7 protein-coding genes and 1 pseudogene are annotated in these 14,258 nt (G+C 66.6%); 2 read left to right on the top strand and 6 right to left on the bottom strand.

Annotation, left to right across the window (positions count from 1 at the left end; translation table 11 throughout):
• Window positions 1-13: 13 nt before the first annotated feature.
• Window positions 14-2,269, bottom strand: a complete 2,256-nt coding sequence (locus tag FJZ36_02390; GenBank protein ID MBM3213749.1) for a TonB-dependent receptor — start codon at window positions 2,267-2,269, stop codon at window positions 14-16.
• A gap of 130 nt (window positions 2,270-2,399) precedes the next feature.
• On the opposite strand from FJZ36_02390, the gene FJZ36_02385 reads away from it, so the two are divergent.
• Window positions 2,400-7,013 carry a hypothetical protein gene (locus tag FJZ36_02385; GenBank protein MBM3213748.1) on the top strand — a complete coding sequence of 1,538 codons (4,614 nt, stop codon included), beginning with the start codon at window positions 2,400-2,402 and terminating at the stop codon, window positions 7,011-7,013.
• A 45-nt stretch (window positions 7,014-7,058) separates the two neighbouring features.
• The gene (locus FJZ36_02380; GenBank protein MBM3213747.1) at window positions 7,059-7,694 is read left to right on the top strand and encodes a methyltransferase domain-containing protein; all 636 of its coding nucleotides are present in this window, start codon (window positions 7,059-7,061) and stop codon (window positions 7,692-7,694) included.
• 96 nt (window positions 7,695-7,790) lie between these two features.
• Here the strand turns inward: FJZ36_02380 and FJZ36_02375 are convergent, their stop codons facing one another.
• The 5 genes and pseudogenes from FJZ36_02375 to FJZ36_02355 form a co-directional block, all read right to left on the bottom strand.
• Window positions 7,791-9,221 carry a ribosome biogenesis GTPase Der gene (locus FJZ36_02375; protein ID MBM3213746.1) on the bottom strand — a complete coding sequence of 477 codons (1,431 nt, stop codon included), beginning with the start codon at window positions 9,219-9,221 and terminating at the stop codon, window positions 7,791-7,793.
• Complete coding sequence (aspS, locus tag FJZ36_02370) at window positions 9,125-10,909, bottom strand: aspartate--tRNA ligase (GenBank protein ID MBM3213745.1); 1,785 nt, start codon at window positions 10,907-10,909, stop codon at window positions 9,125-9,127. The genes FJZ36_02375 and aspS overlap by 97 nt, the downstream gene beginning before the upstream one ends.
• 106 nt (window positions 10,910-11,015) lie before the next feature.
• Window positions 11,016-12,411 (bottom strand): annotated as a pseudogene (locus tag FJZ36_02365) (histidine--tRNA ligase).
• Window positions 12,311-13,846, bottom strand: coding sequence for an AmmeMemoRadiSam system protein B (gene amrB, locus FJZ36_02360; protein MBM3213744.1), 1,536 nt, complete (start codon window positions 13,844-13,846; stop codon window positions 12,311-12,313). The pseudogene FJZ36_02365 and the gene amrB overlap by 101 nt, the downstream one beginning before the upstream one ends.
• Window positions 13,839-14,228 carry a DUF1844 domain-containing protein gene (locus FJZ36_02355; GenBank protein ID MBM3213743.1) on the bottom strand — a complete coding sequence of 130 codons (390 nt, stop codon included), beginning with the start codon at window positions 14,226-14,228 and terminating at the stop codon, window positions 13,839-13,841. The genes amrB and FJZ36_02355 overlap by 8 nt, the downstream gene beginning before the upstream one ends.
• Window positions 14,229-14,258: the final 30 nt, after the last annotated feature.

Raw genomic sequence — 14,258 nt, 5'->3', positions numbered from 1 at the left:
CATCGCTCCCACCTCAGAAATCCGCGATGATTCCCATGATGGTCAGCCGCTGGAACTGAAGGATGGGCTTCAGTTCCCCATCCACGCGGTCGAACTGCCAGGCGTAGACGTTGTCCCGATTCGTGACGTTCTGGACCTCCAAGAACAGCGACACGCCCCACCCGCCCAGCTCCAATCGCCGGTCGATCCGTAGGTCGAGCCGCCGGTAGTCCGGATAGCGCACGGTGTTCCGCGCCTCGAAGTCCGGGTCCAGATCGTAACCCCCCACGTCGTTCGGACGGATGGGCAGGAGCGTGTAGGGTCTGCCGCCGACGAGCCTCCACTTGCCGCCGAGCGTCCATCCCGCGATCAGCGGAACCCCGCCCGACACCGACACGAGGCGGCGGATGTCGTAGTCGTCCGGGTACCACGCGCCCTGGGCGTCGCGCGACTTCGAGTCCGACAGCGACAGGATGATCGACCCGTAGGGACCCTTCCGGATGCGCTTCTCCAGCAGCAGATCGACGCCCTGCACCTGCTTCCTGCCGAGGTTCCTCAGCGCGTTCGATCCGGCGAGGGTCTCGTCTTCGCGGATCGGCAGGTCGCGGTACTCCTTCCGATAGGCTTCGATCAGCAGGCGCGACGCCCCCGCGAACCGCCGCTCGAATCCCGCGACGGCATGCCACGCCTCGAAGTCTTGCAGCTCCAGGTTCGTCGGGTCCAGGACGAGCTCCAGCGTCGTCGGCGACTGATGGTAGATCCCGCCGCTCAGGCTCAGCGAGGTCTGCGGCGCGACCGTCCAGCGCAGACCGATGCGCGGGTCCACGCTCGACGCGTCCGTCAGCGTGAACCTCTGACCGCGCACGCCAAGCCGGACGCTCAGCGGGCGGACGGGCGTCCAGTCCCGATGCGCGTAGCCGCTGAGCCGCCACCCGACGTGCCGCACATCGACCTCGTGCTCCTCGATGTAGACGATCCTGCCGGCGTTCTCGCTGAACCCGTTCCAATCCTCGGAACCGATCCGATAGCGGAACTCGATCCGGCGGAGCTCCGCCCCGAGCCGCCACGCGTTGTTCTCGTCCGCGCCGATGTCGAGCGCGCCTGCGACGGCGGTCTCGCGGCTCGCCGAATGGCTGTCGTAGATGGGCTCCGGCTTCGCCTGCCAGATCTGCGAATCGTCCACGCTGGCGACGTGGGACAAGGTCACACGCGACGCGGCGCTCTCTCCCCAGATCGCCGACCACGTCCCGCCCGTGAGCAGCTTGAACCCGTCGTAGACGGCGCGGTCGACGTTCCGCACCCATTGGATATCGACATCGCTGCGCCCACCGATGCCGACCCACGACAGCCGATGGGAGTCGGACAGGTCGAGGACGACCTTCGCGTGCGCGTCGTCGTAGTGCGGGATCGCCGTCAGACGCGCGGGCTCCTTGAGCAGGTCGAGAAAGCTCTGCCGGTACGAGGCGACCCACGAACCGCGTCCACCCTGAAGGGGGCCCTCCAGTCCTCCGCCGAATCCCGCCATCGAGAGCTCGATTTCGCCGCCGAGCCGCTCGCGGTTCCCCTCACGCAGGCGGATGTCCAGCACGGACGATAGCTTGCCGCCGTACTCGGCGGGGAACCCGCCCGTAAAGAACTCCGTGTCGCGGACGAAGTCGAGGTTCACTAAGCCGATAGCGCCGCCCGACTCGCCCTGCGCGGCGATATGGCTGATGCTGAGGGCTTCGATATCGTCGACGCGGATGAGGTTCTCGGTCGGGTTGCCGCCGCGCACGACGAGGTTGTTCGTGAGGTCGGAGCTGGTCGTCGCGCCGGGCTGAGAGCCGAAGACGCGCTGGATGTCCCACGCGGCGCCGACGGTTCGCTGCATTTCGAAGCGGTTCAGCCGGACGGCGCTGGTCGCCGCGCGCGAGCTCCCTGTGAAGGGGCTCGCCTGGACGTGGACGCTTTCGAGCTGCGTCACGTCCGGTTCATCGGGATGTAGTTCGAGCAGTATCCGAGCGACCCGCCCGCTAGATACTTGGACGTCCGTGATGAGCCGACCGCCATAGCCGGGTGCGTTCGCCGACACGGAATAGACGCCCGCTGGAATGTCCTCCAGAACGAACTCGCCCTTCTCGTCCGCCTGTGCCGTGTAGGCTCCACAGCTCACATGGGCATTGGCGATGGGCTTTTGGGTGACTTGGGCGCGGACGACGCCGGTGAGCGTCCCCGTCGGTTCCGCAGCGACGGCGGGCAAGGCGCACAGTGCGAGCGTTAGCGCGATGAGCAGGCGAAGGGGCATCTTCACGATGGGAACCGGTTGGGCACGGGCGTGCTTTCCATTGCGCGGCGATTGCGCGTAAGAGTATCATCGGGACTGCGGCGCTGCCAAGCGCCCGCCCTCTGTCCCGACGGCTGGAATCCTTCGAGGAGCGGCTATGCGATCTGCGAGCGCCCGTCTGGCGCGTTCCTTGGTGTGGACGACCGTATGGGCGACCCTCGCGATCGCTCTTTCCGCTTGGGGACAGAGCTCCACGTCGAACCCAGCGAGTCAACGACCCCGCGCAACGCCGCGTCTTCTCCCGACGCAGACCCAACCACGACAGCAGGAACCCCGCAAGCCGACGACCGCGACAGGCGACCAGAGCGCCGACCGCTCCGCCGAACGCAAGTCCACCGTGCTGACGCCGCAGGAACGCGACGTCTTCCGGCGCAGCGTGTACGTCCTCGGCGATGTCAGCCGCCCCGGACCCATGCCCTTCGATGAGCGCCTCGAGCCGCGCGACTACCTGCTCCTCGCCGGGATGGACGCCAAGGACGCGGAAGAGGTGTACGTGCAGGTTCTCAAGCCCGACGGGACGATGCTCCCGTTGATGCCTAAGACGGAACTGGAGCGCGGCGACACGCTCATCGTCATGTCCGCCGAGGCAGAAGGCGTTCCGACGACGGCGCGGCCCACGCCCGGCGCCCCCCCTGCCGCCAAGCCCGGCGAGAAGCCCGAGCCGACCAAAATCGCCGTCCCGACGACGCCCGACGAGCAGCGCGGCGTCCGCGTCATCGGAGCCGTCGTGCGTGGTCGGAGTTTCCCCTACGACCCTCGGCGGACCCTCGACGAGTTGATCGCGGCGACAGGCGGCTACGACGCCGACGCCGACCGCGACGCCGTGCGCGTCCTGCGCGCCAACGGTCAGCTCAAGCGCGCTGACGAGATCACCCATCTCCTGCCCGGCGACACGATCCTGGTTCCCCGTCTGCCGCTGGAACCCGAACCGGCGGACGTCGCCGAGCCCCAGCCCGAGCAGCCCATCGACGACGCGGCTATCGACGCGACGGTTCTCGCGCGGATCGTCGTGACCGGCGCGGTCGCGCGCTCGATGTCCTTCCTCTACCAGCCGATGCTGGCGGTGCGCGACTACATCCGGCTCGCCGGCGGCACAACGGAATACGCCGATGCCGAGCGCGTGCGCGTCCTACGCCGGGACGGAACCTTCGCCCGCAGCGACGAGCCGCTCCGCGCTGGCGACCTCATCATCGTCCCGACGAAACGGCGGACGCCGACGTCCGAAACCCTCGACGAGCAAGCGATGCTGCTCGACGCCGAAGAGGAAGCCCGCCGTCAGGTCTTCGACGAGTCGCAGCAGCTCGTCCAGCGCTTTGGGATCGACTACTTTCAGGGCAGCCGCAGCTACATCAAGAACCTGGAGAACCAGGTCCGCCTCCTGCAGGAACCCCGGCTCGACGCAGAAGACGCTGAGGGAACCGAGACCGGTCGTCGCCGAGCTCGCAGCGGTTCCACCGAGACGCCGTCGCCCATCCGCCAGGGACTGCCGCCGGCGAGTGCGATCATCAAGGACGCCATCTCCGGCTTCGTGGGTCCGACCGATCTGCTCGATTCGAACGTCCTGCTGAGCATTCCGCACAACCAGGTCATCCAGCCCGGCGACCAGTTGATCATCATCTCCTGGTCGGAAACAGCCGGGAAGCCGCCGGAGACGGTCACACTCACCGTGTCCAAAGACGGTCAGGTCGTGCTCCCACCGCATGGAACCCTCGTCGTCGCCGGGATGACGCTGGAACAGTTCGAGTCGGCGGCGCGCGATCTCATCGCCCGGACGACCTTCGCCGATACGCGCGTCGTCGCGACCTTCGAGAGGCTGCGGACGATCCAGGTCTCCATCGTGGGCAACGCCTACCGTCCCGGCAGCTACGCGATCAGCGCCGCCGCGACGCTCTTCAACGCCCTCTACGTGAGCGGGGGCCCCAGCGACTCGGGCTCGTTGCGGAACATCACCCTCCGGCGCGGCACGAAGACCCACCGGGTCGATTTCTACCGTTACCTGCTCCACGGCGACTCCGAACAGGACATGAAGCTCGAAGGCGGCGACGAAATCTGGATCGGGCCCGTACGACGGCAAGTCGCCGCCATCGGCGAGTTCCAAAGACCCGCGATCTACGAGCTCGCCGACGACGAGGGGTTCCCCGAGCTCGTCGAGATGGCGCTGGGCATCCGCCCCAGCGGGTTCGCTAAGACCGTGCAGATCGAATCCGTCGACGACCATTCCCAGCGCGTCATCCGCACGCTCGACGCGACAGGCAATCTTGCCGACGCTCCCGCGCTGTTCGACGGCGACCGCGTGACCGTCTATCCCGTCCTGTCGGAGCCGGTCGATACGATCCAGGTCCGGGGGTTCGTCAAGCAGCCGCGTATCTACCAGTTCCGCGCGGGCATGCGCGCCACCGACGCGATCCAGCTCGCCGGTGGACTGCGCGGCGAAGCCCACCGCGACCGCGCCGACCTCTTCCGACGGAACGCCGATCAGCGGACGACGACGCTCATTCCCATCGACCTGAACGCGGCTCTCGACGGGAATCCTGATGCCAACGTGCCTCTCCAGCCGCACGACCGGCTGACGGTCTACTCGACCTTTGAGGTGTCGTGGCATCCGGAGCGGATCGCCGCCGCCCAGGGAGCCGTCACACGCCCCGGCAACTACCCGCGCTCCGACGACATGCGGCTGTCCGATCTGCTGCGTCTCGCCGGGGGCGCTCTGCCCGACGGCTACGCGCAACACGCGCTGCTGCTCCGTGTCGACGCGCGTAACCGGCTCGCGCGGAGCCTGCCCGTCGACCTGACGAAGCTGACGCCGGAGACGGACCTCCGCGTGCAGGATGGCGATGTGCTCTTGGTGCTGACGCACGACGAAGCCCGTTGGCAGCCCCATCTCGAAGTCCGCGTCACGGGAGCCGTGCAGACGCCGGGTCTGGTTCCCTTTGCCGAGAACATGCGCGTCAGCGACGCTCTGTTCCGAGCCGGAGGCGTTCTCCCGGATCATGCGCCGCTGGGGCTGCTCCTGCGCAAGGAAGCGCGTTGGGATCGCGTCGGAATCAGCCGGGCCCTCGACCTGGCGGCGATCCTTGCGGGACATGCCCCAGCCGATCTGCCGCTCCAGCCCGAAGACGAGCTCGTCATCTACCACCTCAAAGACGCCCGCTGGGAAGCCCCGCGCGAGGTGAGCGTCATAGGAGCCGTCCAAAAGGGCGACACGTTCCCCCGCACCGAGAACATGCGGGTCAGCGACCTGCTGATGCGCGCCGGAGGCATTCTCCCGAACGCCTATCTCAAGCGCGCCGACCTGCTGCGCTACATGGACGACTGGGAGCGCCAACGCGCCATCGCCGTGAACCTCGAAGCGGTTCTGTCCGGCGACGAGTCCGCGGACATCCCGCTCCGCGACGGCGACATGCTCCGCGTCGCCACGATCCGCGAGGCGGAATACGTGCCGGAGGACGTCATCTCCATCTTCGGCGCGGTCCAGAACCCCGACGTCTACCCACACACCGAGGGGATGCGCGTTCAGGACGCCCTCTACGTCGCAGGAGGGGTTCTCCCGAACGCGCGCGAAGAGGGACAGATCGCCCGCGCGCGCACCGACAAGCAGACGAACGTCGTCTGGGTGAACCTTGCGAAAGCCGCCGCTGGCGATCCGCAGCACAACATCGAGCTGGAGCCTGGCGATGTGCTTTCCGTCATGAGCCGGACGCTCTTCCGCGATGTCCCACGCATGGTCACCATCACCGGCGAAGTCATGTATCCCGGAACCTACGCCATCGAGTTGGACGACCGGATCAGCGATCTGGTGCGCAAGGCGGGCGGGCTGACACAGCTCGGTAACGCCGAGGGAGCCGTCTTCACGCGAGCCAGCGAGAACATCGCTAACCAGACCCAGCGCCAGGCGCTCAAGGACCTGTGGAAGACGCTCGACGCGACGAACGAACTCGCCTTCGAGCGAGCGCTAGCCCGCGCGAGGTTCGAGGCACAGAAGCAGGGGGCGCAGATCGAGCCGCTCACTGAAACGCTGGAACAGGTGGCGACGCCCCTCGTCGGCGCGTTCGCAGGCATCGCTCCTGGGCTGACCGGCGCGACCGAGAACGGCACCGAAAGTGGGACGGATGGCGCCACGACAAGCGAAACGGGCGGCTCCGTCGTCGTGACCGGTGACGCGACTTCGGAAGCGGCGAAGATGAAATCCACCCTCCCGACATCGGCAGCGAGCCCCTCGGCGATTCCCAAGGTCGTCAATCTCGTGACGCCGGCGCGGAAGATCGAGGAGCTCATCGAATCCGACCGCGTCGTGATCGACCTGCCGGGTATCCTGCGGTCTCCGAGAGGGGCTGACGATCTCTACCTGCGGCAACTCGATCATCTGGAGATTCCGCGTCGGCTTGCGACCGTCGTCGTGGCTGGTGCGGCGGCACGTCCCGGAACGTTCACGTTCAACCCGAAGCTGGAGATCAAGCACTACCTCGCGTTCGCGGGTGGACTCGCAGCCGATGCCGACAAGGATGGCATCCATGTTCTCCGCACGAACGGGCTCGTATTCCGTGTGGACGAAGTCGAGCGGCTGCGGGAGGGGGATATCATCGTCGTGCCGACGCGCGTCATGGTCGAGAAGATGACGAACGCCTGGGATCGAATCGCCAGCATCATCCGCTTCACCGTCGCTACGGCGGCGACCACTGTTCTCGTCATCGCCATCGTCAACCGGAACTGATGGCGATCCGCATGGTTACCGGGCAGATGGGGATCGCCCAGGACGATGGGGAGGATGGAGCCGGTGAGGGACGAGGCAGGTCTGGACTACCGCAGCGTCGCCTTCTGGAACGAGCGATACGAGACGAACACGGCTGGCTGGGACCTCGGGCAGCCCGCCCCGCCGTTGGTGTCCTATGTCCGATCTCTGGATGGCGAAGCGCGAGGGCGGCTCGTCGTCGTTGGGTGCGGCAAGGGGAATGACGCGCGATTCTTCGCCGAGAACGGCTGGCAGGTCGTCGGGTTCGACTTCTCAGACGCCGCCGTGCGCGAGGCGACGGCGCTCACCGCCGGCAAGGAACTCCCGCTTCGGTTCGTGCAGCAGGACATCCTCGACCCCGGCGACGAGCACGACGGCGCGTTCGATACGGTCGTCGAACACACCTGCTTCTGCGCCATCGACCCCGCGCGCCGCGACGACTACGTCCGCGCCGTCCATCGGATGCTCAAGCCGGGCGGAAGGCTCGTCGCGCTCTTCTATGCGATCCTCCCGCCCGACGGACCGCCGTTCCCTGTCTCCGTCGAGGAGATTCGCGAGCGGTTCACGCCCTGCTTCGAGGAAGAGACGCTCTTCGTCCCCGAAGACTCCGTCGAACGCCGGCGCGGATGCGAGCTCTTCGCCGTCTTCCGCCGCCGCGACTGACCTTCGGGTACCAACGACAGCCCGGAGCGGTACGTCTCACCGACGGAAAGACACCGTTACCCACGCAAGTTCGGTAACCCGCATGTCCCGAACCGCTCAGCGCGTCCGGTTCCCCGACTGGCGATACAGGATGCGAAGCGGCACGCCCTCGTAGCCGAATTGGTCGCGGATGCGGCTCGCCAGGAAGCGCGTGTAGCTGTCGGGAACCGACTCGGGCAGGTTCGTGAAGACAGCGAACGTCGGGGGCAGCACGTCTACCTGCGTGATGTATTTCAGCGAGGGTCTCCTGCCCCGCACGAGCGCCGGAGCCTGTTGAACGACGGTCTGGCGTAGGAAGTCGTTGAGCTCGGCCGTCGGCACGCGGGTAGCCCCCGCCGTGTAGAGACGCAGGCTCAGCTCCAGCAGATTGTCCAGCCGCTGCCGCGTGACCGCCGACGTGAAGACGATCGGCAGATAATCGAACGCCCTGAACGAGTCGCGGACCCACTCCGTGAACTCGTTGAAGGTCGTGTGGTCCTTCTCGACCAGGTCCCACTTGTTGGCGACGAGGATGCAGAGCTTGCCGTGCCGATCCACCAGGTCGGCGATCGCCTTGTCCTGGTGCGATATCTCCTGCGTGACGTCCAGCACGAGCCACGCGACATCGCACCGTTCGATGCTCGTCGTCGCGCGAAGAACCGCGTGCTGTTCGACGCTACGAGCTTCGATCCGCGTGCGGCGGCGCATCCCGGCGGTGTCCACGAGCTCGAACTCGTTGGACTGCCACTCGAACCGGACGTTGATCGCGTCGCGCGTCGTGCCCGGACGGTCGTCGACGATGACGCGCTCCTCGCCGATCAGCGCGTTGATGATGGATGATTTCCCGGCGTTCGGCTTTCCGACGATGGCGATGCGGATCGGGCGGCGTTCGTCCGCGTCCGTCAGAGGTTCTCCCGCTTCGGGCAGCAAGCTGACCGTCGCGTCCATCAGGTCGCTGATCCCGTGGCGGTGGATGGACGACACCGGGAACACATCGGCGAAACCCAGCTCGTAGGCTTCTGCGGCGTTCGCGTCCAGCCCCGGATGGTCCGCCTTGTGCGCTACGACGAGCACCGGCTTGCTCGTGGTTCGCAGACTCTCCGCCACGAGGATGTCATCGCCCGTGATGCCGGCGATGACGTCGACGACGAAGAGGATGACGGATGCCTCGCGGATCGCCACCTCGACTTGCGTCTTGACGCGGTCGATGACCGGATCGTCGGGCAGCAGGTCGAGTCCTCCCGTGTCCACGACGGAGAACGTCCGACCGCCCCACGACGCCTCCGCGTAGAGGCGGTCGCGGGTGACGCCCGGCGTGTCCTCCACGACGGCGAGTCGCCGCCCGATCATCCGATTGAAGAGCGACGACTTACCGACGTTGGGCCGCCCGACGATGGCGACGACCGGAAGGTTCACGGCTTCTCCTTGTCCGGCAGCCGTTTGAGCTGGACGAAGAGATCGTCCAACTGCTTCGACGGAACCGGCGAGGGGGCGTCCGTGACGGGACAGGTTCCCTTCTGCGTCTTGGGGAACGCGATGACGTCGCGGATCGACTGTTCGCCCGCCAACAGCATGACGATACGGTCGAGTCCGCCCGCGATCCCGGCGTGCGGCGGGACGCCGTATTGCAGCGCCCGCAGGAAGAACCCGAACCGCACCGAGATGTCCTCGTCCGTCAGGTTGAGCAGCCGGAAGATGCGCTCCTGCACGTCCCGGCTGTGGATCCGCACGCTCCCGCCGAAGATCTCGTTGCCGTTCATCGACAGGTCATAGGCGTACGACCGCACCTTCGACGGGTCCTTGTCGAGCCATTCCAAGTCGTCGTAGTTCGGCGACGTGAAGGGATGGTGCTCGGAGTCCCACCGCTTCTCCGTCTCGTTCCACGAGACGAGCGGGAAGTCCACCACCCACGCGAAGGCATACTGGTTCGGGTCCATCAGTCCCAGCCGCCGCGCCAGGTGGAGGCGCAACTGTCCCAGCGCGTCGTGAACCACCTTCGGGCGGTCGGCGACGAACAGCAGCAGATCGCCCGCCTTGGCTTCCATCTTCGCCCGGAGCGACGCCAACTGCTCCGCCGTGAAGAACTTGGCGATGGGCGAGTCCATCCCGTCCTCGGTGACGCGCATCCACGCCAAGCCCTTCGCGCCGTAGGTGTTCACCCATGTCGTCAGGTTGTCCAAATCCTTGCGCGAGAACGACGCGACGCCGTCTGGCACGCACACGCCCTTGACGATCCCGTCCTTCTCCAGCGTGGCGCGGAAGACCCGGAACTCGCACTCGGCGGCAATGTCGGACACGTCGCGGAGCTCCAGACCGAACCGGATGTCCGGTTTGTCCGATCCGTAGGTCCCCATCGCCTCCGCGTAGGGAATGCGCCGGAACGGAGTCTCGATCTCGACGTCGATCAGCTTCAGGAGTTCGACCATCAGTCCCTCAATCGTCGCGAAGACCTCCTCCTGACCGGAGAAGGACATCTCGACGTCGATCTGGGTGAACTCCGGCTGGCGGTCCGCCCGCAGGTCCTCGTCGCGGAAGCAGCGGACGATCTGGATGTAGCGGTCGAGTCCGGCGATCATCAGCATCTGCTTGAAGAGCTGCGGGCTCTGCGGCAGCGCGTAGAACTCGCCCGGGCTGAGACGGCTGGGAACCAGAAAGTCGCGCGCGCCTTCCGGCGTGCTCTTGGTCAGGATCGGCGTTTCGACCTCGATGAAGCCGTGTTCGTCGAAGTACCGGCGCACCGTCTGGAGAACCCGATGGCGGAGCGTGATGTTGTGGAGCATCCGGGGTCGGCGTAGATCGAGATAGCGGTAGGTCAGCCGGGCATCTTCGCTGACGTCGATCCCGTCCTCGATCAGGAACGGCGGCGTCGCCGACGCGCTGAGTATCTCCGCCTCGGACGCCAGCACCTCGACCTCGCCGGTCGGCAGGTTGGGGTTCACCGTTCCTTCGGGGCGCGGGCGAACCTTGCCCCGCACGCCGAGGACGTATTCCGTCCTCACGTCTTCGCCGACCGAGTGGGCATCCGGGCTCTGCGACGGGTCGAGCACGACCTGGATGATCCCGGTGCGGTCGCGCAGGTCGATGAAGATGAGTCCTCCATGGTCCCGGCGGCGCTGCACCCACCCGGTGACGACCTGTTCTGTCCCGACATGGGAGGCGCGCAGCGCGCCGCAGTACGACGTACGCCTAGTCAGCATCGTATCCTAACCTCGATTCATGAGATCGGGCTGTGTCGATCATTGGGCGAACACGGGAACCCGACTCCGCGTGGCGCCAGGGGTCGTCGGACCGTCCCGTGCCGAATCATCCGAGCGGAGGGCGATTCGCGCGCCCGGCGAGATAGGCGACGACGTCCGTCAGCGGGAGCGTCTCTTGGGCTCCCGTGTCCATCTGACGGACGGTCACGCTCTCGCGGGCGATCTCATCCTCTCCCAAGAGCAGCGTGTGCGAAACGCCGAGGGCGTTCGCCGATTTCATCTGTGCTCGCAGGCTTCTGCCTTCGTAGTCCATCTCGACCGCAATCCCGGCGCGGCGCAGGGCGATGGCGAGGTCGTACGCCGGCTCCGGCGGCGCGTCTCCGATCCGCGCGATATAGACGTCGATTCCAAACGAACCGGTGGCAGCCGGTTCCTGCGCCTGAATCGCCATGACGAGCCGGTCGATCCCGGCGGCGAACCCGACGCCTGGGCTGGGCTTCCCGCCGACGACTTCCATGAGCCGGTCGTACCGACCACCGGCGAGGATGGCGTCCTGCGAGCCGAGCCCTTCGGCGGTGACCTCGAAAACCGTGTGCGTGTAGTAGTCGAGTCCGCGCACGATGAACGGGTTCAGGATATAGGGAACCTTCGCCCGGTCGAGCAGCCGCCGAACCCTGACCAGGTGCTCCATCGACTCGCTCGTCAGGTGTTCGACCGTCTTGGGAGCGCCCTGGACGAGCTCGCGGCAGGACGGAACCTTGCAGTCGAGCAAACGGAGCGGATTCGTCTCGTAGCGATGCTGGCACTTCGGGCAGTAGCGCTCCAGCTCCGGCTGGACATACGCCTTCAGCACTCGGATGTAGTCGGGACGCTCGCTGTCGCCGATGCTGTTCAACTGGACAATCAGCCCGTTGATGTCCAAAGCCGACAAGAATTCATAGGCGCATACGAGCACTTCGGCGTCCATCAAAGGACCCGCGACGCCGAACGCCTCGATGCCCGTCTGCCAGAACTCGCGGTACCGCCCCGCCTGGGGGCGTTCGTATCGGTACATCGGACCCGTGTAGTAGAACTTGCGGATCGGCGATGTCGCCAGCAGATTGTGCTCGATGCACGCCCGGACGACTCCCGCCGTGCCTTCGGGACGCAGCGTCAGGCTCCGCCCGCCCTTGTCCTCGAAGGTGTACATCTCCTTATCCACGATGTCCGTGCCTTCGCCGACGCCGCGCACGAAGAGCTCCGTCGCTTCGAAAATGGGCGTGCGGATCTCCTGATACCCGAAGCGTCTGAACACGTCGCGGGCGGCGTCCTCGACACGACGCCACGCGGCGAGCGGCGATCTCTTCGGGCAGCAGGTCTCGTGTTCCACGGATCGCGGCGATGCTCACGTTCGAGCCTTCTCTACTTGTGGTCTTGCCGCGCCGTCGACGACTCGACCGTGTCGGCGGAGAACACCTGAGCCTCGAAACACTCGACGACGGTGCTCTCGTCGCCGAAGGCATCCGGCTGCAGCCCGGCTTTCACACAAGTATAGGCGAGGAATTGCGCGCGGTTCCAGTTTTGTTCGGTCGCCACCTGCGGCAGAAGAAGCCCCGCGCGGCGTCCCTGACGGACGATCAGTCCGTGCCTGCCCACTTCGATCTCGTCGAGGTTCATCACGCGGCGCGGCGGCGTCAGGACGCTGATCTCCACGTCGAGCTCCGCCAGTTCCGGCGGCATGACGCGCCTGAAGCGCGGGTCCTCCGTAGCGGCAGCGATCGCCATGTGCGGGATGACTTGCGACAGCGGCAGGTCGTTCTCGATATGCCCGATGCACCCGCGCAGCTGCCCGCCCTTGTGGAGCGTCACGAACGCCCCCCGCCGCTTGCGCAGGTCGGCGGCGACGTCGCCGGAGCTCGCGTATCGCTCCGGTGGGATGGGAGCTTGGCTTTGGACGTGCCGTTCGATGGTCTCACGCGCCATTCTCAGGAGAGCCCGCTGGGTCTCGACGCCCAGCAGGTCAGCAGAGCCGCCCAATACCTGCGCGATGGACTGCTGCTGGGATGACCGGGACTGTCCGTCGGTGGAACCGGCGACGAACGCCGACGCGACGTACCCGACGACCTGATCGCGCCCTCCGATCGGCACGTCGCCGGAGTTCGCGTACTGAAGCGTCTGAACGCCCGCCGCGCCGAGGTTCCGCGCGACCCCCATTCCAGCGATCACGGGCCCCGTGCCGCACATCGTGCAGTGCAGGCTCCGAATGCTCCGCGACATGTAGTCGTCGGACCGGCGCCGCACCTCGTCTCCCTCGAAGCTCTCGATGGCGCGCACCATCGCCTGATCCGATTCGACGGCGTCCTCGTAGGCTGGGTAATGCGCCAGGTCGGTCGTCACGACGAAGAGCGCGCTCCGTCCGGCGAGGACTTCCGAGAGCCCATCAGCGACTCGTCCACAGTTGGCGTCCGAGAAGTCCTGCATGACGACCGGGACAATGGAGAAGGGTCCCGACAGGGCTTCCTGGAGGAAGGGAAGCTGAACCTCGATGTCGTGCTCGGGCGCGTGGATCGCCGGCGAGTCGTGGAAGAGCGGGTCCGCCAGCAGATCGGCGCAGAACGCCTCGTCGATCAGCACGTCGCCCAGCGGCGTCTGGAACGACCCTCGCGCGTGAACCGCCGCGCCGTCGAACCGGTAGTAGTGGCTGGGTCCCAGAAGAACGACCGTGTCGTAGCTCCTGCCCATCACTTGGCGGAACGCCCGCGCCGCGATGGCTCCCGAAAAGACGTAGCCCGCGTGAGGCACGATGACGCCCCGCAGTTCGCCGGAGAGCTCGTCCGGCTCGCCCCCCAGCATGCGCGTGACCTGACTGCGCAGCGCCGCCTGCGACGCCGTGTAGAACTTGCCCGCGACGGCTGCCGGGCGCGCGTACGGGGCGTCTCCCGCATCCCGTCTAGCCATCGTCCTTCTCCCCGGGCTCTGGCGCGGTCTCTCCCGACTCGGCGGGCTCGGGCTCTGGCGCGTCCGCCTTATCGGGCGTTGCGTCGACTTCCGGCGGGTTCTGGGACACACGGACGAACCGCATCCGCAGCTCGTAGAGCACGTTTTCGAGGTAGTTCCGTTCCGGCGCGGTCAGGTTTCCCTTCGTCTTGTTCTCCAGCACTTCCAGCATGTCGATGGCATGCTTGGCGAAGTCCAGCTCGATGAGCGGCTTGCCCGTCTTGGGGTCCTGGACGCCGCCCATGCCCATGTAGGCTTGGCTCACGAACATCTCGACGAGTCCGAGAAAGCTGGCGGGCGGCGGCTTGGGAGCCTGACGTTCGGGTTCTTGTCTGTCCGACATGGGTTGACCTCCTTTCGCCTCGAAGGGCGC

This window comes from Candidatus Poribacteria bacterium, from assembly GCA_016866785.1.
Lineage (GTDB): Bacteria > Poribacteria > WGA-4E.
Note: the sequence above shows the minus strand (reverse complement) of the source record. Positions and strands in the feature narration are given on the sequence as shown.